Consider the following 26,804-nt stretch of genomic DNA (forward strand, 5'->3'; position numbering starts at 1 on the left):
TTAAAGCCTGCGTAGAGAGCCAAGGTGGCGCAGGACCACCCGCTTGTCAATCGCCGAACAAGACCGATTTGGTACTTTTAAGATGCCAATATAAGACCAATTTTGAGCCCTTACCGCTCTGTTTTCCGGCCTCTAACGCGTATCTGCACGGATGGACCTGACGCGGACATGGCTGCGGTCTTCGTGGCCCTGCGCATCGATCACTTTCAGATCGTAAAAACCTTCGGCCGGCGGCGTCCAGCTCCATTCGCCGTTAGCATCCAGCTTCAGCGGCTGGCCGTCAATAAACCATTCGACCGGCCGGACGCCCCGCGCCGACAGTTTCAGCGGTCGCACGGCATCGAGCTTTTCGCCCGCACCCTTCACTTCCACATAGACCGTGGCATTGTTCGGCGGGAACAGGATCGACGCCCGCGCCCCGCCCGCACCGGTCATCATCTTGAGCCCCTGCGGCGCATTATTAGGATCAATCGCCTGCGGCAACTGGCTGGGCGCCTGGAGCTGGTCAAAGACGTCAAACAGCAGGGGCGCCGAGGCCTCGCGTCCGGTCTGATCGGCCCGCGCACCACCATCGGGGCGGCCGGTCCACACCAGCACGGCATAGCCGCCGGCCACCCCCACCGCCAGGGCATCGCGGTAGCCGTAGGAGGTGCCGGTCTTGAAGGCGGGACGGTTCGCGTTCTTCATCAGCGGCCCGGGCAGGCGGCCCTCAGGCGGCGGCGTTTCCCGTAATATAGAAATGACGCGATCGGCGGCCTCGGCGCGCATCAGGCGGTGCCCACCGGAGGCCTTTTCATCGGTCAGGGTATAGGTCAGAGGCCGCGCCAGACCGTGATCGCCAAGGGCTGCATAGAGGAGGGCCAGATCGCTGATGCGGATGCCTTCGCCACCGAGCGCCAGCGCCAGACCGGATTGTTTGAGCCCCGATTTCGGCACCACCAGCGGCACCCCGACCAATTCGATGCGGCCCTGAAAAGCCTCAGGCCCGATGCGATTGAGCACCGCCACCGCCGGAACATTGAGCGAGTTGATCAGGGCTTCCTTGACCGACACCTCGCCATGGAACACGCGGTCGAAATCCTCCGGCTGATAATCGCCAAAGCGCGTCGGCGAATCCATCAGGCGGGTATCGGGCGCCACCACGCCATCCTCAAAGGCGAAACCGTAGATGAAGGGCTTGAGCGCCGATCCCGGCGACCGGATGGCGCGCGTCATGTCCATCCAGCCACCCGGCCGATCCAGTCCGCCGCCACCGACACTGGCGCGCACGCCACGCGTCTTGATGTCGATCACCAGAATGGCGACCGAGGAATTGGGGCCCTGCTCTTTCGCCGTGGCCGCTGCCATGGCCTCCAGCCGCGTTTGCAGATTGGCGTCGATCGTCGTTACCACCGTCGCCTGCAAGCCTTTGACGTTGCGCGCCAGACGCCCCGCCGTATGCCAGGCCAGCGCCGGAAAGACGAAGCGAGACGTCACCATCGGCTCGTTCATCGCCTCATGGGCCTGCGAGGAACCGATGATGTTCTGCGCCGCCATGCGCGTCAGGATCAGGTTGCGCGCCTTCAGCGCGTTCTCCGGACGGCGATCCGGTCGGCGCGCTTCGGGTGCCTGCGGCAGCGAGATGAGCAGGGCCTGTTCGCCAAGTGTCAGGCTTTCCGGTTCGTGGCCGAAATAGGAGAGCGAGGCGGCGCGCACTCCTTCGAGATTGCCGCCATAGGGGGCGAGCGTCAGATAGAGCGCCAGGATTTCGCGCTTGGAATAGCGCATTTCAAGCTGCACGGCGCGCAAGGCTTCGATCAGCTTGTTGCCATAGTTGCGCGGGTGCGGATTGAGCAGGCGCGCCGTCTGCATGGTGATGGTCGAGCCGCCGGAAACGATATTGCCGGCGTGCAGATTGGACAGAAGCGCCCGCAGGATCGAGGTCGCATCGACGCCGGGGTGGAGATAGAAACGCTCGTCCTCGACCTTGAGCAGGTTGCGCACAAAGGTCGGGTCGGTGCGCTTGAGATCGGCGCGGATACGCCAGCGGCCGTTATCGACCGGCAGGGCGCGCAGCCAGGCGCCGTTGCGGTCCAGCGCCACGGCGGAGGCGGTTTGAGCGCGTGACATATCCGGCGGAAAGATCAGGTTGACGGCGGCGATGACGCACTGAAACCCCAGCACGCCGATCAGGGTTTTGACCAGCGGCGGGATCAGGGTTTCGGGATTGAAAAGTTTAAGCCTGAACAAAGCAACAATCTTCCCCCTCGCCCCGCTTACGGGGAGAGGGTTTATTAAGGCTACGACACGCACTGTCGAGTTATGGGTGCAGGGGCTGAGCCCCTGCTTAACGTGCTGAAATCACCGTGCGGCCGCCGGCTGTGCGGCCAAAGGTTTCCGGACGGTAGAAGTCCTTGGCCTCAGCACCCGGCAGGTAGAAGTCGCCTTGCGTCACCGCCCGCGCGATATAGGCCAGGGTGAAGCTGTTCGACGACGACACGTCGAGCGCGGCGATAAAGCGATCATCGCGCGCCTCCGAGACCTTCAGCGCCGTCAGTTCCCCGACAAAGCGGAAGGGTCCGTTTTGCGCGTCCTCGTTGGTGAGCGTCGATTCGATCTCGAAGCCCGCCGGCAAGGCGTCATCGACCACGATGGGCCGCAACTCGGCGCGGTCCGAACGGCCGGCGATCACCACCAGAATCTTCTGACCCTGAGTGATGTTCGAGGGATCAAGGCGCGACCCGTCAAGCGCGTAATAGGTCTTGACCAGACTGATGCCATGGCTCTCCGCACCCGGTGCGGACAGCGGCGTGCCGATCACCGTGACCGTGCGCCAGATCGCGCCGGCGCCGGTGTTTTTCAGCTGAGCCGAGGCCAGCGCGCCGATACCAAAGCGCTGGACATTGAGACCACCCGGCAGGGCCTTGACGCCCTGCGGCTGGATCTTCACCGGACCGGTCGCTTTCAGCATGTAGGACGCCGCCTTGAGCACATAGGCGCTCTCGATGGTGTTCATCTGCGACGGGCTCTTCATGGCGTTTTCCAGACGCGCGGTCAGCGAACGGGCGATGTCGTCCTCACCGGCCTCATAGGCCAGCGCAATGACACCGGCCAGATCGCGCAAGGGCGTCTGATACCAGTCGTTCGGATCGGTATAACCCAGCGACTTGATAGCTTCGCGGAAGCTCTGGCGTGCGCGGGCGCGATCACCCATCATGGCCAGACCGGCGGCCACCTGAGCCCGGGCCAGCGGCGACTGTTCTTCCTTGAACTGGACATCGTGATACCAGCGCAGGCGGGCCAAATCACCGCTATGCGCCTTGGCCAGCACATAGAGCGAATAGGCCGAGGCGCGTGACCGCATCTGCTTGGTCAGCTTCTCGCCGGAGACGCCGAACCAGTTCCAGCTCGACGGCACGCTCAGGCGATAATTGACATTGGCATAGCCATCGGGACGCGCCATCTGACGCATGGCGTTCAGCGACTTGTCGATGGCCTCCTGCGGCACATAGACGCCGCGCGCCTTGGCTTCGAGCAGGAAGTCGGTGGCATAGGCGCCGATAAAGCCATCGGCATTGCCATCACCCGGACGCCACAGACCAAAGGCGCCGTCTTCCGACTGACGATCGAGGATCTTGTCGACCGCCACTTTCAGCGCCGCATTGCCAGGTTTCGCCGCCGTCTTGCCGACCAGCAATTCCGAGACGAACAGCCACGGCATCGCCGCCGAGGTCACCTGCTCGGTGCAGCCGTAAGGATACTTGGCGAGGTTGGCCGCCAGAGGCGCGGGATCGATATTGCGGAAGGGCGAATACGACACCTCGACCGTGGCCGATCCGGGTTGCAGACCGGCCAGCAGATCGGCCGGCGGCGTCCACACCGTATTGACCGCCTGCGATGCCGTGGCGACACGGGTCTGCGGTCCCCAGCCGTTGCGGGTCTGGAGATTGAAGCTGTCGTTGAAGGCGTAGCCCTGCCCGTTCAGCCCGATCTGCACAGACGAGACACCGGTGCGGTTCGGCGCATTGATGGCGATGGATTCGATGACGCGCTGGCCCTTGTCGAGGTTGAACGCCTTCTCGAACGCCACGACCAGACCTTGCAGGCCCTTGACGATGGCCGTGTAGAGGCCCGGCTTGCCGTCGGTATTGTCGAGTTCCAGCGTGGCGAAGGCCTTGTCGCCCGGCGCCAGGAAGCGCGGCAGGGCGAGATCGACCACCACCGGCTCGCGGATGATCATGCGGCTGTCGACCGAGCCGACGGCATCGTCGGTCCAGGCCACGGCCATGACGCGCAGTTCGCCGTTGAACTTCTCGATCGGCAGGCGGACATAGGCCTTGCCGTCAAGGCCAGTCTGGACCACGCCCGACCACAGGGCGATGGTGCGGATCGGCGTCGTGGTCAAGCCTTCGCCACCCAACTGATCACCGCCATAGGTGGGGGCGGCGGCGCCCAGGTTCGGATCGAGCAGGCGGCCGTAATCGTCGTTATAATCGACGCCGAGCGCGCGCTTGCCGAAATACCAGCCGACCGGATCGGGCGACTTGAACTTGGTCAGGTTGAGGATGCCCTGATCGACCACGGCGATGCTGACGCGGGCGCGATCGCCCAGCTTCACACCGGAGACCTGAACCGGCACGTCAATGAAGTTGCGGCCGTTTTTGTCGGTTTGCGGGCGTTGCGGCTGATCGCTGGCCAGCACCTTGAGGCCGAGCTTGCGCGATTTCGGATCGAGCGGCACATAGACGAGCCCGATGGCGCGGCGCGGCTTGGAGGCCGTCACCGGATCACGCGGCTGCATGACGCTGACCATGACATAGGCTCCGCCACCCCAGGCGGCTGAGGTTTTCAGCCGCACTGTGGTGCCGTTTTCGCCGATCGAGACCGTCTTGAGATCGATCAGGTGATCGGTGGCGACGGCGATCTGCGCCTCGCCCTTATAGGGGCCCTTCAGCGTCACCTCGACCGTATCGCCCTGATTATAGCTCTTGTTGCCCGTGGTGATGCGGACGAAATCGGGCGCATCCGTGCCCTTCTGCGTCGAGCCCCAGCCCGACGAGAAGCGCGTGACCGTCTTGGCCTGTCCCGGCACCTCGACCTCAAGGCGGTAATCGCCCCAGTCGAGATTGCGCTCAAACGACGCGCCGGTATTGGCGTTGAGATCATAGGCCTTGGTCGAGACCACCACGTCGCGGTGGGTCGAGCGCCAGTTCCATTTGCCGTCGGAAATATACCAGTCGTAATCCCAGATTTCCGAGATCAGCTTGACGGTGGCGCCCTTGACGGCGCGCTTGTCGCCCTGCGGTGTCAGGCCGATGATGTTGAAGGCCATGCGCGGGGCATCCTTCCACGAACCGTCCTTCTGATCGACCTTGACGCCGAGATAGAGCGGCGCGGTCTTGATACGCAGGGTCTGGCTTTCGCGCACCGGCCGGCCGCCGGGCTCAAAGACCGACGCGGTCAGGAGCACGGTCAAAGGTTCAGTCGTATCGCCCGCCAGCGCCGCATCGAACGGGAAGAGGGCATTGCCCTGGCCATCGGTCGTGGTGGCCGGCAGATCGACATATTTCTCTTCGTAGGGCTTGGTTTCGTCACCGAAGCTGTAATCGGTGAATTTCGGGAACGGGTTGCCGTCAGCGCGGATGCGCGCCTCGCCGGTCACCTGCAGGCCGGAACCGATGGCGCCATAGAGATAGCGCGCCGCCACGGTCACTGGACGGGTTTCGCCGGCTGAGAGCAAAGGCTTGGTGGCGTCGGCCTTGATATCAACGCCCAGACGCTGCGGCGCGAAATCCTCGACCGCGAAGCTGGTCGAGCCCGCCGCTTCGTCCATACCGACCAGTTCGACACGCGCTGCCCACTGGCCGCGCGGCGCCGATTTCGGCAGGTTGACATTGACGCTGGCAAAGCCGAGCGGCGTCTTCTCGAAGCTGAAACGGAAAGCTTCCACGCCCGAAGGCCGGGTGACGACGATGAAGCCCTTGCGGTCCTTGATCGCCTTGCCTTCCGGATCGCGCACCATGGCGACGAGGCGGACGGTTTCGCCGGGGCGATAGATGCCGCGGTCGCTATACATGTAGGAATCGACGCCGGTGGCGTTAGCGCGGCCGGTGCCGGTTTCGCCCGCTTCGCTGCGGCCGCCGACGCCATGCGAGGTCAGGTCCATCGGCGAACGGTCGAGATCGACGGCGGTGAAATCATCGGCGCCGCCATAGGCCATGATCATCTTGGGCGTCAGGGCGTCCTTGCCCTTGAGCAACGCGCCGTTGAAGCTGGCGCGGCCATCGGCGCCGGAGCGCACTTCGCCCAAAGTATCGCCATTGGTAGCCACGAGATCGACCTTGACGCCCGACAGCGGCTTGGCCGTTTTCAGCGAGCGTACCACGACATCAAGCCCATTTTGCCCCTTGTAGGTGGTCAGGGCCATGTCGGTATAGAGCACCCAGCGACGGGCCTGCGCCGGCTCATCATCGCTCTTCTTGTCGCGGCCACCCGAAGCGTCGCGCACCTTGATGACATAGGCGCCGGCCTTCAGTGTTTTCAACACCGCACCGAGCGGAAACACGGTCGTGACGCGTTCGCCATTGCCGGTCTTCACCGCCACCTTGCCGGTCCAGATCTTGACGCCGATATCGTCGGCGGCATCGTCACCATAGGCATAATCATATTCGCCCTCGGCCACCGGATCGGGCGCGGAGACCGACTTTCTCACCAGGTTGCGGTCAGATACATGCCAGACCTCGAACGCCAGGGCCGACACATTGACGGTTTCGACCGCCACGCCATCGGCTTCCTCACGCGGCAGGATGACACCATTGCCGGCGAAGCCGACATAGGGCGGCTTCTCACCGAAGCTGAAATCGAGATCGGCATTGGCTTTCAGTTCGTCATTGCCCTTGCCGGGCAGGCCTTTGAGCAGGGTGATGCGGCGATCGACGAAATCGAGACCGGAAACGCACAGGGTGGCGTCCTTCACCGAAACGGCCGGCGCATTGGGCAGGGCGGGCGAGACAACGACATAGTCGCCATAGGGCTTGGCCGGATCGAGCGGCTTGGAGAATTCGACGCAGGCCTTGGGCGACGGGCCGCTGGTGTCGAGGTTCTGGTGCCAGACGGCAAACCCGGCCGGGCGCGCATCGCCGGCGCGCGGGGCGTTTTTATCGCGCAGCTTGCCAAACAGGCCGGTGGCCGGCTTGCCGACCTCGCCGGAGGCCGCCGCCTCGGCCTTGTGTTTGGCATTGCTGCTGAGTGCATGATCGGTGAGGAAGCCGATGCCGAAACCGGCAATCAATACCGCCGCGGCGCCCGCGATAAGGGTCCGGTTGTGCCAGTCGATCATGGAAATTATTCCCCGCCTGCTCTTGGGTATCTCTACCCTGCTCGTATTTGTCGCAGGCGAATCAAGAGCAGATTGCGGCAAAGATCAATCTTTAGTTTTGTGAATTGCACAAATAAGGATAGTGATTCTGCATCAGAGATGTTTACCGGCGGGGGCGATATCCATATTCAATTCCGCATACTGGTAAGCCATGCCCGCTGGAGAGTATGAGCCTTGAGCCAATTTGCACGCGTAATGGTGCTCGTGGTTGACGACAACCACTACATGCGGGTGATTGTCGGCACCATGCTGCGGTCGATAGGCATCACCCAGATTCGTGAAGCCTCCGATGGTATTGATGCGCTGGAAATCGTGCGCGACTGGCGTCCCGACGTCATCATCCTAGACCTGATGATGGAACAGCTCGACGGCATTGAATTCACCAAGCTGGTGCGCCGCGGCACCGACAGCCCCAACCCCTACGTCCCCATCATCATGATGACCGGCCACACCGACCGCCGCCGCGTGATAGAGGCGCGCGACGCCGGCGTCAACGAGTTCGTGGCCAAACCCCTGACCGCGCGCGCTCTGATCGACCGGATGCGCAGCGTGATCAAAAACGAGCGCGGCTGGGTGAAATCGGCCAACTATGTCGGCCCCGACCGCCGCCGCCGGAACAATCCGAACTACAAGGGGCCGTTCCGCCGCGTCGCCGACAAGGCCGACGGCAAGATGTGAAAGGCGAGGCCCCTTCATCCGTACGTAACGGCGCCGGGCGTAGATGACCGGTTCCGGTTGGGGGAACGCTTAGCCACAACCAGACCCAGACCCGTCACGATCAGCCAGAGCGTCAGCGCCAGATAGGCGGTGATCGAAAACAGTGAGAACAATTCATCCGAACGACCGAGGGCCAGAACCAGTCCGCCGCCTGATCCGGCGAGCATCAGCGCCGTCGTCAGGCCACCGATAGTGGCCACCCAATGCTTGCGCTCCTGCCATTGCAGAACGGCGACCAAACCGACGAACAGGCCGGTGAAAATCTGTCCCATATGCTCACCAACGGTGACACCGGCATAGGCGTTCATCAGGTCGAACTGGTGCTGCGCAATGACGCTCTGCGGATCCTGCGCCAGAATCGGCACCACAAACACCCAGCGCAACAGCCCCATGCCCTGCACCAGCCCCGCCAGCGCTCCGGCCAGCGCCGCGCCGACCGCGACCGCCGCAGACCGCCTGAGGCGATCAGGAGTCAGGGAGAGCGCGATCGCCAGGGGCACGAAAGCCAGCACCGACAGGCCGAACACATACCACGCCCAGATCAGGCCCTGGCCACCGGCCGCGAAGGCCGCCAGCACCTCGCCGGAGGGTTGACGCAGGATATCCGGATAGCCGAAATTTTGCGCCAGATAACCATACGGCAGATTGAACACAACGGCGAGACTGATGGCCGCAACACCCGTTAATTTGCTCGATATCGACATGATTTTTTCCATTGTCACTGATTGGTGACATGCAAATAGCAAAACAATCCACAGGCCTCAAGCATTAAATCACCAGCCGGTGACTTAAGCGCTTTTTCTCTGCGTGAAAATCTGCTTAAATGGCTCCATGACCCGCCCCAGAAACCGTGAAGCGACGCGCGCAGCGCTGTTGAAAGCCGCCAAGACAACTCTTGCCGAGCAAGGCTTTCAGGTATTCGGTATCAATGCGGTAGCCCGTCAGGCAGGTTGCGACAAACAGCTTATCTATCGCTATTTCGATGGGCTTGAAGGGTTGCTGGAGGCCATAGGTCAGGATGTGGCGCAGTGGATCGGGGCGGCGACTGACAACGGGACCTCTTCACAGGACGAAACCTACACCGAAAAGATGATCCGCTTCGCCGATGTCTATTTGCTGGCCCTTCGCGCCAGCCCGTTGATGCAGAAAATTCTGCTGTGGGAACTCTCCGCCCCCGCCGAACAGGTCAAGCCGCTGGCCGAGGCGCGCGGCAAGGCGATGTTCCTGTGGATGAAGCGGGCACGTGGCGACGCCATTCCGCCCCCGGGCGCCGACTACGCCCTGATCAATGCCTCGGTCGTTGCCATCATTCATCAGATGGTCCTGTCCTCAAGCGTTTCGGGCGGCTTTTCCGGCCTGCCCCTGCAATCAGAGGCTGACTGGCAGCGCCTGCGCGATGGCCTGAAAGCGTTTCTTTCGCGACTCTATGCGGTTCCGGCCTGAAAGCGACGATTTGCCGCTTTCGTACCGTACATTTAACCACTTTTCCCCTTCGCAAATTTATCCTTTTCGGGCTACAAAGCCCGTCATGACCCAACACGCCACCTCCCCCTTTGGTTTCAAGGATGTCGACGCCCGCGAAAAGGTGGAGATGGTCCATGATGTTTTCAAAAATGTCGCCTCGAACTACGACCTGATGAACGACGTCATGTCGGGCGGGGTTCATCACCTGTGGAAGGACGCGGCCTGCGCCCGCCTCAATCCGCAGCCGGGTGAAGTCATCATCGATTGCGCCGGCGGGACCGGCGATATCGCCCGCCGCCTCGCCAAGCTGGCGCGCGCCGCCAAGGCCCGCCGTCAGTCACGCGGCTATGCGGCGAAGGACTCCGAGATCCGCATCATCGACTATAACGAGGCCATGATCATGGCCGGCCGTGAAAAGTCGGCGAAGCAACATCTCGATGAGCCGGAAATCTCGTGGTCGGTCGGTGACGCCATGAACCTGGCCATCGATGACAACACGATCGACGCCTACATCATCTCGTTCGGCATCCGTAACGTCGCCGATGTGCAGGTCGCGCTCAACGAAGCCAAACGCGTGCTCAAGCCGGGCGGCCGCTTCTTCTGCCTCGAATTCTCGCACCCGACCTCGTCGGTGATCTCGAAAATCTACGAAACCTATTCGTTCAAGGTCATCCCCTTTATGGGCGAACTGGTGGCGAAGGACCGCGACAGCTACCAGTACCTCGTCGAGTCGATCCAGCGCTTCCCCGATCAGGACACCTTCAAGGGCATGATGGACAAGGCCGGTTTCCGCGCCACCCGCTATACCAACTTCTCCGGCGGGGTCTGCGCCCTGCATGAAGGCTGGGCATAACAGCTTGTCGGGTCTGAACTCATGGCTGCGTATGTTCCGCACGGGTCTTGTCCTGTTGCGTTACGACGCCCTGTTGCCGAAAGAAACGGCGCACCTGCTGCCGCCGGTACCGCGCGCCTTCGCCGGTCTTTTGCGCGGCATGTTCGCCAGGAAAACCAACCTTCGCCCCGGTGAGCGCTACGCCATCGCCCTGCAGCAGTTGGGGCCCGCCTTTATCAAGCTCGGCCAGGTGCTTTCGACGCGCGGCGACATCTTCGGCCAGCAGTTCATCATCGACCTGGCCCACCTGAAGGACAACCTGCCCGCCTTCCCGCAATCGGTGGCCGAGGCCAGCGTGGTCGAATCGCTCGGCAAGCCGGTCGACGCCATTTTCAGCCATTTCGGCGATGTGCTGGGCTCGGCCTCTATCGCCCAGGCGCACGAAGCGATCCTGCTCGATGGCCGCAAGGTCGCGGTCAAAATCCTGCGCCCCGATATCGAGACGGTCATCGCCTCCGACATCGACATGATGGTGCTGGCCGCCAGCATGGTCGTCTTCTTCTTCCCCTCGACGCGCCGGCTGGAGCCGGTCGCTTTCGTCGATACCGTGGCGCAGTCGCTGCTGCTCGAACTCGACCTGCGCCTCGAAGCTTCGGCCTGCGACGAGATCGGCAAGATCATCAATACCGAGCCCTGGATGCGTGCGCCGAAGGTGGTGTGGCATCAGGTGTCGCGCCGCGTTCTGGTCACCGAGTGGGCGCAGGGCACGCCGCTCAGCCGCCCCGAAGCCCTGACCCTGCCCGGCCTCGCCCACAAGGAACTGGCCGACAATCTGATCCGTGCCTTTCTCAGCCAGGCGCTCGATCACGGCGCCTTCCACGCCGATCTGCACGAAGGCAATCTGTTCGTCAGCGCGCCGGCGCAGATCACCGCCATCGATTTCGGCATCATTGGCCGTCTGCGCCCCAAGGAGCGTCGCTATCTGGCGGAAATGCTGTGGGGATTCCTGCGCCGCGACTACAAGCGCGTCGCCGAGGTCCATTTCGAGGCCGGTTATGTGCCGCGCCACCATAATGTCGATAGTTTCGCCCAGGCCCTGCGCGCCGTCGGTGAGCCGGTGCTGGGCCAGAAGGCCACCGAAGTTTCCATGGGCCGCCTGCTGACCCAGTTATTCGAGATCACGGCGCAGTTTGATATGCACCTGCGCCCCGAACTGGTGCTGCTGCAAAAGACCATGGTGTCGGTCGAGGGCGTGGCGCGCCGCATCTATCCCGAACACGATCTGTGGGAAGCCGCCCGTCCGGTGGTCAAGGACTGGATTTCGCGCGAACTGTCGCCGGTGGTCCAGACCCGCCGTATCGTTGAAAAGCTGATCAGCCGCCTGCGAACCGATGATGATGAGTATAATGCCCCCGCCAACCGCCAGGCCGTGGAACTGGCGGCGCTGAAAGTGGTGGCCGCGCAGGGACGCACCTTCGGCCTGATCGCCTTGGTCGTCTCGGTGATCTCGCTGGCGGTACTCATCTGGCTGGCCGTGCGGTGATCACTCGCTATACCCGTCACGCCTTGGCGTCCGGCGTTCGCTTTCGATCTGTTTCTGCTTCTGCCAATAGGCCGCGCCGTTATCCGGCCTGAACATAGTGCGCGGCGCACCCTGCTTCGTCATCATCGCAAAGACATTGCCCTTCGGATCGTAAAACAGTGTATCGCCATTGCTGCGCCTAAGCGTCTGGGTGCCCAACGGCGGGCTATGGATGAAGCCGTGCACCATAGCCATATAGTCCGGATAGGACTTGGCGCTAAATTCCGGATCATGCTTCTCGAAATGATAGTGAGCGTTTTCATCGGCCGAATATTTGCGGTTCTTCGACCATAATGGCCAGTCGCCATAGTGGCTGTCCGTGATCCGGGCGCGATCCGCGGCGATCGGCAGGGCCGCGCCCGCCACCGGCGCCGGATCATCGACCATCGGCATCGAAGCCTGCTCAACCGGCTTATCGGCGCCCGCCCAGACCGGCTTTTTACCCGGCTGCACCTGCTCGGCCGGCGCCTTGCCGGCGCGATCCGGCAAAACCGCCGACGGCCCGGCATCGCAGGCCACCAGCCCGATAAATCCCAGCAAACCGAGTAAAAGTCTTATCCCCCGCACACCTTGTCCCCTTGCTTCGCGCGGCTTACCTATGGCACAAGCGGCGCAATTGCGAAAGGGAACGGCATGGCCGACACCAAACGGATACTCTTGATCATCGGCGGGGGCATCGCGGCCTATAAATCGCTCGAACTGATCCGCCTGATCAAGAAGGCCGGTCTCAATGTGCGCGTCGTCCTGACCAAGGCGGCGCACGAATTTATCACGCCCCTGACCGCCGCCGCCCTTTCCGGTGACAAGGTTTATACCGACCTGTTCGATCTCACCGACGAGACGGAGATGGGCCATATCATGCTGTCGCGTCAGGCCGATCTCGTCGTTGTGGCGCCCGCCACCGCCGACATGATGGCCAAGCAGGCGCAAGGCCTCGCCAGCGATCTGGCCTCGACGCTTCTGCTCGCCACCGACAAGCGCGTCCTGCTGGCCCCGGCCATGAATGTGCGCATGTGGCACCACGCCGCCACCCAGCGTAATGTGACCACCCTCAAAGGTGACGGCGTCCTCTTCACAGGCCCCGACGAAGGCGACATGGCGTGCGGCGAATTTGGCCTTGGCCGCATGAGCGAACCGGAAGCGATCCTGGCCGCCATCGAGTTCCATATCACCGGCGGGGTTGATGGGCCTTTGGCCGGCAAGAAGGTGGTCATCACCGCCGGCCCAACCTTTGAGCCGCTCGATCCGGTTCGCGGCCTGACCAATCGTTCCTCCGGCAAGCAGGGCTATGCCATCGCCGAAAAACTGGCGCGCGATGGCGCCGACGTCACCCTGATCTCCGGGCCTGTGGCGCTGCCGACGCCGGTCGGTGTGACGCGCCTAGATGTCGAGACGGCGCAGGACATGTTCGACGTCGTCCACGCCCAGCTTCCGTGTGATGTGTTCGTAGGGGTGGCGGCGGTGGCCGACTGGCGCGCCAAGGATATAGCCGCGGAAAAGCAGAAGAAGACCACCGACAACGAACTATCGATCACCTTCGTCAAGAACCCCGACATCCTCGAAGCCGTGTCGAAGCATCTCGATCTGCGCCCGCGTCTTGTCATCGGTTTCGCCGCCGAAACGCAGAAGCTGGAAGACTATGCCAAGGCCAAGCTGGCTTCCAAGGGCTGCGACGCCATCGTGGCCAATGACGTCTCCACCGGCGTGTTTGGCAGCAACAGCAACGCCGCCACCCTCGTCGATCTCGACGGATTCACCCCGATCGCCGGCCAGACCAAGGCCGATATCGCCGATTTCCTCAGCTCCTATATTCAAAAGCGCATCTCATGACCGTTACCGCCCACGTTCTCCAACTCCCGCACGCCGTCGGCCTCGCCCTGCCCGCCTATGAAACCGAAGGCTCGGCCGGTCTAGACCTGCGCGCCGCTATCCCCGAAGGCGACGAAATCACGCTGAAGCCGATGGGCCGCGCGCTTGTGCCGACCGGGCTGAAGATGTCGGTGCCGCAGGGCTATGAGGTGCAGGTCCGGCCGCGTTCGGGTCTGGCGCTGAAGTTCGGCATCACCTGCCTCAATTCACCCGGCACCATCGACAGCGATTATCGCGGCGAGGTCGGCGTCATTCTGGTCAATCTCAGTACGGAAGATTTCGTCATCCGTCGCGGCGACCGCATCGCCCAGATGATCGTGGCGCAACACGCCCGCATCGTGTGGGAAACACCGGACGCCTTGGAAACCACGGCGCGCGGCGAAGGCGGCTTCGGCTCTACCGGGAGGTAATTCCCGCATCAGGCGAGCGCAACTCGCCTGAAAACACACATCTGTGATCCCGTAGAGACACATTTCCACTTTGCAAGAAACGCGAAGCGCTGCACCGTATCATCATACGTACACGGAATGACCACGCCTGAACCGGACGTGAACCGAAACCTCAAAAGAGGTTCAGACTTCAAGCCTTTAATGGAACCGAGCTGAACGATCCTTTTGCAAAGGTGACACCGATGGGTGATTTTACACAGTTTCTCTGGGCGATGTGGGATGCGGGCCAAGCGGCGATGATTGGCCTCAATCCGGTTCCTGTGCTCCTCATCAGCCTGGTTCTTGGCATGATCCAGCCCCGGCGAAGCTCCGCGTTTCTTCTGGCGTTCTTGGCACTGATACCGGCCGTCATCGTGACCGCGCTTTTGCCGATGGCGCTGGGTTATCAGGCGATCTGGCCCGATCTTAGCCAGCTTGAGGTCGAAATGCAGTTGGTGATGCTGTTCGCACTCAGCTATGTGGTGATCCGCGCTATGGGCCTGATCAAGCTGACCCTTTCGCTGGCCCTGCCCAGGCCAAATGGCCATAAACCGGTGTGACCGGCCATATCAGTGGTGGCTCTTAAATAGTTTCCCTCACCTGACATTCTGCGGCTTCAGGCTTAAAACCCAAGCACATCCTGCATATCGTAAATGCCGGGCTTTTGCTTGCGGCCCCACTGGGCGGCCTGCACCGCGCCGCGCGCGAACAGCGTGCGGTCGCGGGCGCTGTGCGAGAAGGTGATGATCTCGTCTTCCGAGGCGAACAGCACGGAGTGCTCCCCGACAATGCCGCCGCCACGAATGACCGAGAAACCGATATCGCCGTCCTTGCGCGCACCGGTGATGCCATCGCGCGCCGCCACCTTGACGTCCTTCAGATTGACGCCGCGCCCGTAGGCCGTGGCCTCGCCGAGCATCAGGGCCGTGCCCGAAGGTGCATCGACCTTGCGCTTGTGGTGGCCTTCGAGGATTTCGATGTCCCAGTCTTTGGCGTTCAGGCGGGCGCTGGCCTGTTTGAGCAGGCCGATCATCAGATTGACGCCGAGCGAGAAATTACCCGACTGGATAATCACCACCTCGTCGGCATAGAGCGCCAGCCGATCCTGCTGCTCCGGCGTGAACCCGGTCGAACCGATGACCTGCACGATGGGGCGCGGACGGCTGAGGCCCTCGCTGGCGCAGGCCTCGCACAGCGCCAGTGACGCTTCCGGCGTCGAGAAATCGATCACCACGTCCGAGCGGGTGAGATCGAACATGTCGCCCTGCTCGAAACGCGCCGATATGGTCTGTCCGGTTTCTTCCAGCACACGCCCGACGGCCTGACCCATACGGCCTTTGGCGCCATTGATGGCAAAACGTGTAGTCGCGGACATGAGCAGGCCTTGTGCGTGAAGGAGGTCTTTCCCGAATAGGCATAAGGCTGCGTGAGGTCAACCGCCGAGTTGCTAACCAAGGCCCTAGCGAAATGCTCTTAATCTTCCCCTCTCCCCATGACTATGGGAGAGGACGGGAGCCGAGTGAAACGAAGGCGACCGGGTGAGGGGCGCTTTCGCAAGTTGACATAAGCCCCTCACCCGACATTCTGCGGCCTCGCCTTGCCTGTCGTCCTCTCTCCTCGTGTGAGGGGAGAGGGGAGAGGGGAGAGGGGAAGTAAAGACAGTTCACGCCATCGAGAAAAGACAGCGGCGTCGCCAGGGAGGTATAAAATAGAAAATCCCGCCAGTTGAACACCGACGGGACTTCCAAACCTTACCGCGATTCCGGTCCTAGGGGCTTGCCCCTAGGCGTTGGCGCCGGTGATATCTTCCCAGAAACGCTTGGCCTTATGCATAAAGCCTTGCGACTGGGCATAGGACTGCTCCTCGGCCAGGGTGGCGAATTCCTTCATCAGCTCCTTCTGGCGGGCCGTCAGGTGCTTTGGCGTCTCGATGAACAGCTCAACGATCAGGTCGCCCTTGTGCTTGGAATTGAGCACCGGCATGCCGCGGCCCTTGAGCTTGACTTTATGGCCGGTCTGGGCGCCTTCAGGCACCGCGATCTGCAGCTTGCACTGGCCATCGCAGTTTTCGCCGCCCATCAGGCAGGGCACTTCGAGCTCACCACCTAGAATGGCCTTGGTCATCGGCACCGGGATCGAGCAATGCAGATCGGCGCCATCGCGCTCGAAGATCTCGTGATCGGCCACGGTGAGGAAGATATAGAGGTCGCCCTTGGGGCCGCCCTTATGGCCGGCCTGACCCTCACCCTTGAGCAGGATGCGCGCGCCGTCATCGACGCCGGCCGGGATGCGGACCTTGAGGGTCTTGTTCTGACGCACCTGACCATGACCATTACAGTTGGTGCAGGGGTCCTTGATCATCTGGCCCTGGCCGTTACAGGTCGGGCAGGTGCGCTCCACGGCGAAGAAGCCGTTCGAGGCGCGCACACGGCCCTGACCGCCGCAGGTCGAGCAGGTGACGGGCTTTGTGCCGGGCTTGGCGCCCGAGCCATGGCAGACTTCGCAGGTCATGGTGGTGGGGATATCGAGCTCGACATCTGCGCCCTTATAGGCCTGCTCCAGCGTGATTTCGTAATCGGCACGGACATCGGGCCCGCGCTGCGCGCCTTGCGGCCCACGGCGCTGCTGCTGGCCGAAGATATCGCCGAACATTTCAGAGAAGATGTCCTCGACGTTCGAGAAGCCTTGCGCCCCGCCGCCGAATCCACCGCCAAAGCCGCCTTGCTGGCCGTTTACGCCCTCGTGGCCAAAGCGATCATAAGCGGCGCGCTTCTGGGCGTCCGACAGCACGCTGTAGGCTTCATTGACTTCCTTGAAACGCGCTTCGGCCCCGCTGTCGCCCTGATTGCGATCGGGATGGTGCTCCATGGCCTTCTTGCGGAAAGCCGATTTGAGGATCACCTCATCGACCGTGCGCTCAACGCCCAGCACTTCGTAATAGTCACGCTTGCTCATACAACTCGCCCCGATGGCAGGCCCATAACGCATCGCTCTCGCGGCGTGGCGGCCTCATCTGTCAATGTCAGGAAGGTTTTGTGGCCGAAAGGCGGCAAGGAGTCAAACCTTGCCGCCTCTTCGTCCGTGAGGCGCGGCGCCATGTGATCACCAGATGGCCATGGCGCGCGCATACAGGGTCTTAGCCCCGCTTGTGGTCGTCGCCGTCGACTTCTTCGAAGTCGGCATCGACCACCCCGTCGTCTTCAGCCGTGCCAGTCGACTCTTCGCCGCCCTCTTCGCCCTGCTGGGCGTACATGGCTTCACCGAGCTTCATCGAGGCGGTCAGCAGGGTCTGGTGCTTCGCCTTGATGTCGTCAGCGTCTTCGCCGTCCTTGGCGGTCTTGAGATCGGCCAGCGCCGTCTCGATCGCCGTCTTGTCTTCCGCACCCACCTTGGCGCCAAAGTCTTTCAGCGCCTTTTCGGTCGAGTGGATCAGGGCGTCGGCCTGATTACGGGCTTCGATGAGCTGCTTACGCTTCTCGTCTTCGCCCTTGTTGGCTTCGGCGGTCTTGATCATTTCCTCGATATCGGCATCCGACAGGCCGCCATTGGCCTGAATGCGGATCGAGTGCTCTTTGTTGGTCGCCTTGTCCTTGGCGTGGACGTTGACGATACCGTTGGCGTCGATGTCGAAGGTCACTTCGATCTGCGGCACGCCGCGCGGTGCGGGCGGGATGCCAACCAGGTCGAACTGGCCCAGGGTCTTGTTATCGGCGGCCATCGGGCGCTCGCCCTGGAAGACGCGGATCGTCACGGCCGACTGGTTGTCGTCGGCGGTCGAGAAGGTCTGCGACTTCTTGGTCGGGATCGTGGTGTTGCGCTCGATCAGCGGGGTGAACACGCCACCCAGCGTTTCGATGCCCAGCGTCAGCGGGGTTACGTCGAGCAGCAGCACGTCCTTGACGTCGCCTTGCAGCACGCCGGCCTGAATGGCGGCGCCGAGTGCCACGACTTCGTCCGGGTTGACGCCCTTGTGGGGTTCGCGGCCGAAGAAGGTCTTCACAGCGTCGACCACCTTGGGCATGCGGGTCATGCCGCCGACCAGGATGACTTCATCGATATCCGAGGCCTTGAGGCCGGCGTCTTTCAGCGCCTGCTGGCAAGGCCCGATGGTCTTGGCGATCAGGTCTTCCACGAGGCTTTCCAGCTTGGCGCGGGTCAGCTTGAGGTTCAGGTGCAGCGGGCCCGAAGCGTTCATCGAGATAAACGGCAGGTTCAGGTCGTATTGCGCGACGGTCGACAGTTCCTTCTTGGCCTTTTCAGCCTCTTCCTTAAGGCGTTGCAGGGCCAGCTTGTCGGAACGCAGATCGACGCCGTTTTCCTTCTTGAACTCGTCGGCGAGGTAATCCACGACGCGCATGTCGAAGTCTTCACCGCCGAGGAAGGTGTCGCCGTTGGTCGACTTCACTTCAAACACGCCGTCGCCGATTTCCAGAACCGAGACGTCGAACGTGCCGCCGCCGAGATCGTAAACCGCGATCTTCTTGCCGTCGTTCTTGTCGAGGCCGTAGGCCAGAGCGGCCGCGGTCGGCTCGTTAATGATGCGCAGCACTTCCAGACCGGCGATCTTGCCGGCGTCCTTGGTGGCCTGACGCTGGGCGTCGTTGAAGTAGGCCGGAACCGTGATGACGGCTTGGGTAACGGTTTCACCGAGATAGGCTTCGGCGTCTTCCTTCATCTTCATCAGAATGAAGGCCGAGATCTGCTGCGGCGAGTAATCCTTGCCGTGGGCCTTGACCCAGGCGTCGCCCGAAGGACCCTTGCTGATTTCGTAAGGGACCATGCCCTTATCCTTCTGCACCATCGGGTCGGTATAGTTGCGGCCGATCAGACGCTTGATGGCGAAAAGGGTGTTGGCGGGGTTGGTGACGGCCTGACGCTTGGCGGGCTGGCCGATCAGGCGCTCGCTGTCGTCAACGATGGCGACGACGGACGGCGTGGTGCGCACGCCCTCGGCGTTTTCGATGACCTTGGGGGCCTTGCCGTCCATGATGGCCACGCAGGAGTTGGTCGTGCCTAAGTCGATACCGATAATTTTAGCCATGGGTTTAAGTCTGCTCCGTTAAGGCGAATGGTCTGGTGCGGCCTTATGTGAGGCAAGCGCCGCGAATGTCCATCCCCGTTAAGATGAAAGTGGATGCTTTTTCAAGCCCCCTTGGTAAGAAGGATGCCTGAAAGCTGTAGCCGATATGGGTTATGCGAACGAAGTCGCAAGAGGAATGGCCCCAAAATTTTTAAGGTCACCAGGGTCGCAAGGGTGCGAGGCACCCTTGACCCGGATACGCGACAGCGCGCGCTGCACCGCCTCACCTTGTACCTCCCCTCTATACCTCCCCGCTTGCCGGGGTTTTCAGCCTCGAAAAGCTCCCTCGTCTGGGCATTGGCCTCTCTAGTCGCTACAGCGGCATCTAAGGCAGCTTTGGTCGCAAATCGCACTGAATATGAGAGAGAATGCGACAAAACCTGTTCCTACAGTGCCGACAATTCCAGTCCACATTGTCCATCCGGCAGATTTCTCCGCAGCTTCTACGTTGCGCCTATCCAAATCAAATCGGCTATCTTTTCCTGTATTGGGCTGCTCATTGGATGCTGCAGCATCACCTGCGGTTATATGCTGGCTTATTATCGTTGGGTGAGGGCACTCGCTGCGATAAGCTTGGCATTGGTTGCTTGGGGATTTGTGCTGTGGTTGGCTTTGTACGCTTAGACCCATTCCGGCAAGCAGCAACGTTATCCCAATCGCAAGTCCGACGTGCCAATAGCTTCTAAGCATTGTATGAAATAACCCGCCGTGAACTTTCCCTGATACGCTTACTACGCATGTTGACCTGATTCTCGTCAACCGCGAATGCAACAAGCCCTCCACAAGCTAGGCGATAGTTACGCCCTTTCAGTCCGGCCACTAACGATAGCGGTAGCGTGCGATTGCCCTGAACTTCTGTGGTACCCATTCGCCCAAGGCCACAGGGGGTATGATTATTTCTTTTTGTAGAACAGTTCAGTTTTCTTACGTTGCTCGACGTAATGCTCCGTATTCCTCCGTAAGGGGCCACATTCCAATTGCGCATTTAATCTGTGATGCTGCGCTGTTAGGGACGTCCTTACGAGTGCAGGCTGCAAATTATGACGCGTGGAATTCTATTAAATGGCCCGGAACGTCGGCGGAAATGGCATGATAGTCAGCGTCGCGAGATTGTCTCTCTGGCGTTTTCGCCTGGTTCGAGCGTGACAGAGGTTGCCCGGCAGTTCGATGTGGCGACAAGCCTGATTTACAGATGGCGGGATCAGTTTCTGGCGGCCAGCAGCGGCGTTTCTTTCAGTCCCGCTATACTTGCGGATGGGCCGGCGGGCGCTGGGTCAGAGTCAGGCGCGGGTTTGATAACAGTCGACTTCAAAATCGGCGCTCGTGTGAGCATTGGCGCTGGGGCTTCTCTTGAACTGGTCTCGGCGATCATGAAGAGCTTGCGATGATCCCCATCGGTTCGGGCGCTAAAATCTGGATTGCCACAGGTCACTTCGATATGAGGAAAGGCATGACTGGACTGTCCTTGTTGGTCCAGGAACATCTTCACCGACAGCCCTTCGCCGGCGATGTCTATGTCTTCCGGGGGCGTATCCTCGCGCGTATTGCAGAGCATCCCGCTCGACGTCTTGATGAACTCCTGCCCTGGAACTGGCATCCCTTAACCCAAAGCAAGACAGAGGCGGCCTGATGGCTTACCGAGACAGCACATTCTTCACTTTAAAATATGTCGCCCAGCAGCTTGAGGAAGACGAAGATCTCCTACGCGAAATAACCATAGAAATGTTCTCTGAGGACGGTTGCTTTACCGTTTACGACGATTACCCAGCCGATGAAACAAAGGAGTTGATTACTGTTTTTAACACAGATGGGATGGACACGTCACACGACATCGCCGCCGACCTGACACCGCTCGAACAGCGCCGGGAGCGTCTGCGCGCTTTTGCTGAGCGCGTGCTGGAAGCCGTCGAAGCCCTGCCCATGCCGAAAAATGCCGTCGACAGCGAGCGCACCCTGCGAACCATCACGGCCGCCGACCGGATGCTGGTCCAGATTTACAGCAAGGTCAGCGCCGCAGCTACAGTCCTGCCACAGGTGACCAGTCCGGTCGTTTATACGCCCAGCAAGCCTGTGCGTGACGCCATCAGCGCTTTTGAGGCGCGCATGGCCAGGCCGCCCCAAATGACGCCCCAAGTGACGCCGCAACCCGCGCAACTCGCCATGGAAGAAGCGCCTTTCGTCTATAGCTATCACGAGGAAGAGATCGACGACGTGGCGGAGGCAGAGGCCGAACCGCTGTCACCCGAAGCCCTCGCCGCGCTCGATCTCGAAAAGCGCACCAATGACATTTTTCAGGCCTATCTCGAAGCCCGCGCGACTGAGACCGATACAGAGCCGCCTTAACCTGCTCCTCCCTATCGCAGATGGGGAGGTGGCATCGAGCCTCTTGGCGAGATGACGGAGGGGCGCCCCCGTAGTTAGAAAGAGCCCCCTCCGGCGGGACTACGCCCGCCACCTCCCCCGCTTTGCAGGGGAGGATAAGACGTCCCAAACCCCAAACCAAAAAGCCCCTACCGCAGATCGCGGCAGGGGCCAAAAGCACGTCAAACACAGGGGCCAACCCTTACAGGCGCGTCCAGACCTGCGACTTGCAGAACACCTTCAGCACGCAGCCCTGCAATTTGAGCTGGCCAGCGCTCACCGCCGCCGAGCCCTCATAGGTCTTGTCGTCCTTCGGATCGGTGATCTGGCCGTTATAAAGCCCGCCATTGCCCTTCATATGGCCGATCTGCTTGTTGGCGTACTTGCCGTTGACCAGGGTGATGCAAAACCCTTCCGGGCAAGGCGCGATGCGGGCGGTATCGCCGGCCTCGGTCTTCCAGTTGCCCTCGATCGGCTCGGCGGCGATCGCCGAACCGGCCCACAGCGCCACAGCGCTCACCAGTAAAATCTTACGCATCATGGCCGTCCTCCACTTTGTTGCCTTGCGGGCGGCGGGTCTGTTGGCTTTTGCGCACAAAGGCCCCGCGGCCCGGATTTGACGTCTACGTAACCTTGCCCTGACAAGAATGTCAATTTTACGCTTCTACACGAAAAGTTGACACTCGCGTCAACAATTGGCTTGACGTCCACGTAAGGCAAGTGAGAAAATACCGTTCAATCCGCGTCACAGAAACGCCGGACGCGCCGTGGAATTCCTCCCCCCGAATTCCCACCGCGACACGTCCAGATCTTACGCAGTGGAATTCGCTACAGGAGTAACGCATATGCAATCCCTCAAAATCACAGCCCTTGCGGCTGCGTCGGCGCTCGCCCTTATGGCTGGCCTCACCCCCTCCGCTCAGGCGGGTGGCTTCTACCTCCAGGATCTTTCGGCCAAGCAGGCCGGCAACGCCTATTCCGGCGCCGTCACCGCCGGGGGCGCCGACGCCCTGTGGTGGAACCCGGCTGCCATCGCCGGCTCAACCACCAAGGACCTGAGCTTCGGCGCCGCCTATATCGCGCCCAAGGGCAGCGTCGATGACACCGGCTCGGTCATCGTGCGCCCCGGCCAGGCCGCCGCCTCGGTGGGTGGCAATGCCTCATCGAAAGACCCGATCGCCAACGGCGTCCTGCCCAATGGCTCGTTTTCGATGCCGCTCAATGACCGCGTCGCCATTGGCGTCACCGTTACCGCCCCTTACTCTTTCGAGACCAATTACGAAACCGGTAGCTGGGCGCGTTACGAAGCCGACAAGACCCGCCTGACCACGATCGACATCCAGCCGACCATCGCTTTCAAGGTCAATGACTGGCTGAGCCTCGGCGTCGGCCTCAATGCAGAATACACCAAGGCGACGCTCAACAACGCCCTGCCCAACCTGTCGCCCCTGCTGGCCGATGGCGCTCAAACGCTGGAAGGCGATGGCTGGGACTATGGCTATTCGGTCGGCGCCCAGGCGCATCATGACAGGATTACGGTCGGCCTAAGCTACAAGTCGGCCATCAAGCACGAACTGAGCGGCGACCTGACGGTTTCCGGCCTACTCAGACCCCTCGCCACCTCCAACGGCACCACGGACGGCCTGTCGGCCACCTTCAGCACCCCGTCGCAAGCCATGCTGGGCGTCACCTTTCAAGCCACCGACAAGCTGGCCCTGCACGCCCAGGCCATCAGCTTCGGCTGGAGCGAATTTGACGCCATCACCATCAGCGGGTCGGTCTCCCAGTCCATCCCGGAAGATTACCGCGACACGGTCAGTTTGGCGATTGGCGGCGATTACGTGATCAATCCGAAGTGGACGGTCCGCGCCGGTATCCAGTCCGACCCGACCCCGACGCGCGATGGTCACCGCGACGCCCGCGTGCCCGACGCCGACCGCATGGATTACGCCGTCGGCACCAGCTATCAGATGACGCCCAATTTCGCCATCGATGCCGCCTTCACCTATGTCGCCTTCGACAAGAGCACGCTCAGCACCACCACCGCGGCCTATGCCGGCACCGCCGTCCAGACCGCGGTCGTCATCAAGGGTGAGCTTAACGACGCCAGCGCCATGGTGCTGGCGGTCGGTGGCCACTACACCTTCTAGGCAGCCGTACTTTAAGGGGAGCCTCACAAGGGGCTCCCCTTTCTGCGCCTTATCCCCCGCAGGATTCGCGGATGACGAGTTGCGTCGGTATGCGCGTCATCTCCACCGGCTCATTGTCGATCAGGGCCGCTAGCGTATCGACCAGAACCCGGGCCGCTGTTGTGGTGTCCTGACGCACGGTCGAGAGCGTGGGGTTGATGCAGGTGCAGGCCCACAGGTCGTCAAAACCCATCACCGACACGTCCTTCGGCACATGCAGGCCGCGCTTTTGCAGGCTCTGGATCGCACCGATGGCCAGCAGGTCGGTGACCGCGAAAACGGCGTCAAACTGAACGCCTTCATCGAGCAGACGATCAATCGCCGCCGCGCCTTCTTCGCGCGAGATAAAGCAATCGATCGCCAGGGCCGGATCGGGGGTCAGGCCGGCCTCGACATGGGCGCGCTGGTAACCCCTGAACCTTTCGAAAAACTCCGAATGATGCTCCGAGGCCTCGCCCAAAAACACGATACGCTTGCGGCCGAGTTTGATCAGGTGCTCGACCGCCGAATGCGCGCCCTCCTGGTTTTGTGAGCCGATGAAGAGGTTGGGCGTTTCAGGCATGACCGGTCCGAACACCACCCACGGCTCACCGACCTGTTGCAGCACGGCGACCCGGCGCAAATAGGATTCAAAATCGCGGTAGCCGAGGAAGATGATGCCATCGGCGCGGCGCGAAAAACCATAGTCGGCGCCCCAGTCGGCATCGGCCTTTTGCAGCGACATCAGCACATCAACGCCCTTGGAATTGGCGTAGTCGAGGATGGAGCCGATCAGTGGCAGGAAGAAGGGATTGATGCGGTTGTCGGACTGGTCGAGGTCTTCGGAGACCAGCACGGCGATGGTGTTGATCTTCTTGGAGCGCAGCTTCCGCGCATTGATATCGACGGTGTAGTTGAGCTGGGTGGCGGCATCGAAAACGCGCTGGCGCACCGCTTCGCTGACCGAGGCGGCGCCCGAAAGCGCCCGCGACACGGTGGCCTGGGAGACGCCTGCAAGCGCTGCGATATCGAAGGAGGTGGGGCGTTTCATCATGTGGCTTTTTGTAGTTTCACCGGATCATTACATGATCCGGATGAACGCTCAAGCGCCGCATGGCTACCTCGTATCGGCTCGGGCGGGCTTTGCCCTTGCCAGATTGCCATAAGCAATCTGGGGTCCTCTGGAGTCAGTCCAGATAGTCGCGCATGATCTCGACCACCCAGTCCATAAAGGCGCGGACGCGGCTGGCCTGATGGCGGCGACGCGGATAAATCATCGACACCGGCAGGGGCTCGGCTTCATAGGCTGGCAAAATTTCCACCAGCCTGCCCTCAGCGACATGATGGCGATTGCCGGTGCGTGGTGACTGGAAGATGCCGAGGCCCGCCAGGGCGGCACTGCTGAAGGCTTCGGTGTTGTTGACCGTGATCCGCCCCGGCATATCGATCACCTTGTACTCATCGCCGTCGCGGTACTCGAAACCAAATGGCCGCGCACCGAGTGTCAGGGCATAGTGGATCAGGTGATGGCCAGCCAGATCATCGAGGGTCTGCGGTTCGCCATGGCGCGCCAGATAGGCCGGGCTGGCATAATTGCCCGTGTGCATCAGGCCGAGCGGACGCGACATCAGGGCCGAGTCGCTCAAACTACCGACACGGATCACGCAGTCGAAGCCTTCCGCCACCACATCGACCCGCCGGTCGGTACAGGACAGTTCGATAGCGATCCCCGGATGCTGGCTGAGAAATTCCGGCAGGCGCGGCATCAGAAAATTACGCGCCATGCTGACCGGCATATCGACGCGCAAGGCGCCCGTCAGCGCCCCTTGCGTGCGCTCGAACATGGCGTCCAGTTCGTCAAGTTCGGCCAGCACATCGCGGCAGCGCTCATAATAGGCCTGACCATCGTGGGTAAGCTGAACCCGTCGCGTGGTGCGGTGGAAAAGCTGGATTTTAAGATGCGCCTCAAGCTGGCTGACGGCCGCCGAGGCGCTCGATTTCGGCAGGCCAAGCGACTGCGCCGCCGCCGTGAAGCTGCTCAGTTCGGCGACGCGGACAAAGGCGGTCATGGCTTCGAGGCAATTCATTGTTCACATTATTCGAACAGTCAGGTCACATTTGCGATGTTTATCGCCTTTCTGGAAAACAGTAAACCGTGTCCATCAAACAAGGAGATACCTATGAAAATCGCACTCATCACCGGCGGCAGCCGCGGCCTCGGCCGCAACATGGCCCAACATCTCGCCGCCAGGGGCACAGACATTATCTTCACCTACCGCACGCGCAAGGACGAGGCCGACAGCCTGATCGATGAACTGAAGCCTATGGGCCGCAAGGCCGTGGCCCTGCAACTCGATGCCGGCGTTACGGGCGGCTTCGACGCCTTTACCGCGCAGGTGCGCGAGGCGCTGCAAACCACCTGGGGCCGCGACCGCTTCGACGTCCTGATCAACAACGCCGGCACGGGCCTCTATGCGCCCTTTGCTGAGACGACGGAGGCGCAGTTCGATGAGGTGATGAACCTGCACTTCAAGGGCGTCTTCTTCCTCACGCAGAAACTGCTGCCGCTGATCCATGACGGCGGCGTGATCCTGAATGTATCGTCTGGTCTGGCGCGCTTCAGCTATCCCGGCTCTTCGGCCTATGCCGCCATGAAAGGCGCCATCGATGTGCTGACGCGCTATCAGGCGGTGGAACTGGGCGCACGCCGTATTCGTGTCAATTCGATCGCGCCGGGCGCCATCGCCACCGATTTTGGCGGCGGTCGCGTGCGTGACGATGCCCATCTCAGCGCCGCCATCGCCAGCCAAACGCCGCTGGGTCGCGTGGGTCTGCCGGACGATATCGGTGGCGCGGTGGCCATGCTGGTATCGGATGAGGCTGGCTGGATCAATGGCCAGCGCATCGAACTCTCAGGCGGGATTCATGCCTGATTTGGAATGCGTA

Annotated in this window: 21 protein-coding genes; 10 read left to right on the top strand and 11 right to left on the bottom strand. The window is 61.6% G+C overall.

Translation table 11 applies throughout. The annotated features are described in order from the left end of the window. Nucleotides 1-132: 132 nt before the first annotated feature. On the bottom strand, nt 133-2,229 hold the full coding sequence (gene pbpC / locus ABQ278_RS00220) for a penicillin-binding protein 1C (RefSeq protein WP_349320671.1): 2,097 nt from the start codon (nt 2,227-2,229) through the stop codon (nt 133-135). A 97-nt stretch (nt 2,230-2,326) separates the two neighbouring features. Then, a complete protein-coding gene (locus ABQ278_RS00225) occupies nt 2,327-7,318 on the bottom strand; it encodes an alpha-2-macroglobulin (RefSeq protein WP_349320672.1) in 4,992 nt (1,663 codons plus the stop codon). Between the two features lie 213 nt (nt 7,319-7,531). Between ABQ278_RS00225 and ABQ278_RS00230 the strand changes: the two genes are divergently transcribed. Beyond that, nucleotides 7,532-8,035, top strand: coding sequence for a response regulator (locus ABQ278_RS00230; protein ID WP_349320673.1), 504 nt, complete (start codon nt 7,532-7,534; stop codon nt 8,033-8,035). Between the two features lie 14 nt (nt 8,036-8,049). Here ABQ278_RS00230 and ABQ278_RS00235 read toward each other — a convergent pair whose 3' ends face one another. Next, nucleotides 8,050-8,778, bottom strand: a complete 729-nt coding sequence (locus ABQ278_RS00235; RefSeq protein ID WP_349320674.1) for a DUF4386 family protein — start codon at nt 8,776-8,778, stop codon at nt 8,050-8,052. Nucleotides 8,779-8,905: 127 nt separating this feature from the next. Between ABQ278_RS00235 and ABQ278_RS00240 the strand changes: the two genes are divergently transcribed. The 3 genes from ABQ278_RS00240 to ubiB all read left to right on the top strand — a co-directional run bounded on the left by ABQ278_RS00240 (nt 8,906) and on the right by ubiB (nt 11,913). Beyond that, the gene (locus ABQ278_RS00240) at nt 8,906-9,517 is read left to right on the top strand and encodes a TetR/AcrR family transcriptional regulator (RefSeq protein WP_349320675.1); all 612 of its coding nucleotides are present in this window, start codon (nt 8,906-8,908) and stop codon (nt 9,515-9,517) included. 85 nt (nt 9,518-9,602) lie between these two features. Further along, nucleotides 9,603-10,391: a class I SAM-dependent methyltransferase gene (locus ABQ278_RS00245; protein ID WP_349320676.1), complete on the top strand. Its 789-nt coding sequence runs from the start codon at nt 9,603-9,605 to the stop codon at nt 10,389-10,391. Next, on the top strand, nt 10,375-11,913 hold the full coding sequence (ubiB, locus tag ABQ278_RS00250; protein WP_349320677.1) for a 2-polyprenylphenol 6-hydroxylase: 1,539 nt from the start codon (nt 10,375-10,377) through the stop codon (nt 11,911-11,913). The genes ABQ278_RS00245 and ubiB overlap by 17 nt, the downstream gene beginning before the upstream one ends. On the opposite strand, the gene ABQ278_RS00255 is transcribed toward ubiB, so the two are convergent. Beyond that, on the bottom strand, nt 11,914-12,519 hold the full coding sequence (locus ABQ278_RS00255) for a hypothetical protein (protein WP_349320678.1): 606 nt from the start codon (nt 12,517-12,519) through the stop codon (nt 11,914-11,916). 66 nt (nt 12,520-12,585) lie between these two features. Here ABQ278_RS00255 and coaBC point away from each other — a divergent pair, with 66 nt between their 5' ends. The 3 genes from coaBC to ABQ278_RS00270 all read left to right on the top strand — a co-directional run bounded on the left by coaBC (nt 12,586) and on the right by ABQ278_RS00270 (nt 14,809). Continuing rightward, nucleotides 12,586-13,782 (top strand): bifunctional phosphopantothenoylcysteine decarboxylase/phosphopantothenate--cysteine ligase CoaBC, encoded by a 1,197-nt coding sequence (gene coaBC / locus ABQ278_RS00260; protein WP_349320679.1) that lies wholly within the window; start codon nt 12,586-12,588, stop codon nt 13,780-13,782. Beyond that, nucleotides 13,779-14,231: a dUTP diphosphatase gene (gene dut, locus ABQ278_RS00265; RefSeq protein WP_349320680.1), complete on the top strand. Its 453-nt coding sequence runs from the start codon at nt 13,779-13,781 to the stop codon at nt 14,229-14,231. Before coaBC ends, dut begins: the two co-directional genes overlap by 4 nt. Before the next feature lie 221 nt (nt 14,232-14,452). Continuing rightward, nucleotides 14,453-14,809 carry a hypothetical protein gene (locus ABQ278_RS00270; RefSeq protein WP_349320681.1) on the top strand — a complete coding sequence of 119 codons (357 nt, stop codon included), beginning with the start codon at nt 14,453-14,455 and terminating at the stop codon, nt 14,807-14,809. A 62-nt stretch (nt 14,810-14,871) separates the two neighbouring features. On the opposite strand, the gene dapB is transcribed toward ABQ278_RS00270, so the two are convergent. The 4 genes from dapB to ABQ278_RS00290 all read right to left on the bottom strand — a co-directional run bounded on the left by dapB (nt 14,872) and on the right by ABQ278_RS00290 (nt 20,926). Continuing rightward, nucleotides 14,872-15,624: a 4-hydroxy-tetrahydrodipicolinate reductase gene (dapB, locus tag ABQ278_RS00275; protein ID WP_349320682.1), complete on the bottom strand. Its 753-nt coding sequence runs from the start codon at nt 15,622-15,624 to the stop codon at nt 14,872-14,874. A 407-nt stretch (nt 15,625-16,031) separates the two neighbouring features. Next, nucleotides 16,032-17,204: a molecular chaperone DnaJ gene (dnaJ, locus tag ABQ278_RS00280; RefSeq protein ID WP_349320683.1), complete on the bottom strand. Its 1,173-nt coding sequence runs from the start codon at nt 17,202-17,204 to the stop codon at nt 16,032-16,034. Nucleotides 17,205-17,385: 181 nt separating this feature from the next. Further along, entirely contained in the window at nt 17,386-19,290 is a 1,905-nt protein-coding gene (dnaK, locus tag ABQ278_RS00285) for a molecular chaperone DnaK (protein WP_349320684.1), read from the bottom strand. Nucleotides 19,291-20,530: 1,240 nt separating this feature from the next. After that, nucleotides 20,531-20,926 (bottom strand): hypothetical protein, encoded by a 396-nt coding sequence (locus ABQ278_RS00290; protein WP_349320685.1) that lies wholly within the window; start codon nt 20,924-20,926, stop codon nt 20,531-20,533. A gap of 215 nt (nt 20,927-21,141) precedes the next feature. Between ABQ278_RS00290 and ABQ278_RS00295 the strand changes: the two genes are divergently transcribed. Further along, on the top strand, nt 21,142-21,672 hold the full coding sequence (locus ABQ278_RS00295) for a hypothetical protein (protein WP_349320686.1): 531 nt from the start codon (nt 21,142-21,144) through the stop codon (nt 21,670-21,672). 220 nt (nt 21,673-21,892) lie between these two features. Here ABQ278_RS00295 and ABQ278_RS00300 read toward each other — a convergent pair whose 3' ends face one another. Next, nucleotides 21,893-22,231, bottom strand: a complete 339-nt coding sequence (locus ABQ278_RS00300) for a DUF2147 domain-containing protein (RefSeq protein WP_349320687.1) — start codon at nt 22,229-22,231, stop codon at nt 21,893-21,895. A 304-nt stretch (nt 22,232-22,535) separates the two neighbouring features. Here ABQ278_RS00300 and ABQ278_RS00305 point away from each other — a divergent pair, with 304 nt between their 5' ends. Next, nucleotides 22,536-23,840, top strand: a complete 1,305-nt coding sequence (locus tag ABQ278_RS00305) for an outer membrane protein transport protein (protein WP_349320688.1) — start codon at nt 22,536-22,538, stop codon at nt 23,838-23,840. Between the two features lie 49 nt (nt 23,841-23,889). Here ABQ278_RS00305 and ABQ278_RS00310 read toward each other — a convergent pair whose 3' ends face one another. Together ABQ278_RS00310 and ABQ278_RS00315 are read right to left on the bottom strand one after the other, a co-directional pair. Next, nucleotides 23,890-24,912: a LacI family DNA-binding transcriptional regulator gene (locus ABQ278_RS00310; protein WP_349320689.1), complete on the bottom strand. Its 1,023-nt coding sequence runs from the start codon at nt 24,910-24,912 to the stop codon at nt 23,890-23,892. 133 nt (nt 24,913-25,045) lie between these two features. Then, nucleotides 25,046-25,945 (bottom strand): LysR family transcriptional regulator, encoded by a 900-nt coding sequence (locus ABQ278_RS00315; protein WP_349320690.1) that lies wholly within the window; start codon nt 25,943-25,945, stop codon nt 25,046-25,048. Nucleotides 25,946-26,038: 93 nt separating this feature from the next. Here ABQ278_RS00315 and ABQ278_RS00320 point away from each other — a divergent pair, with 93 nt between their 5' ends. Next, complete coding sequence (locus ABQ278_RS00320) at nt 26,039-26,791, top strand: SDR family oxidoreductase (RefSeq protein ID WP_349320691.1); 753 nt, start codon at nt 26,039-26,041, stop codon at nt 26,789-26,791. Nucleotides 26,792-26,804: the final 13 nt, after the last annotated feature.

Source organism: Asticcacaulis sp. MM231 (assembly GCF_964186625.1).
In the GTDB taxonomy this organism is placed as follows: domain Bacteria; phylum Pseudomonadota; class Alphaproteobacteria; order Caulobacterales; family Caulobacteraceae; genus Asticcacaulis.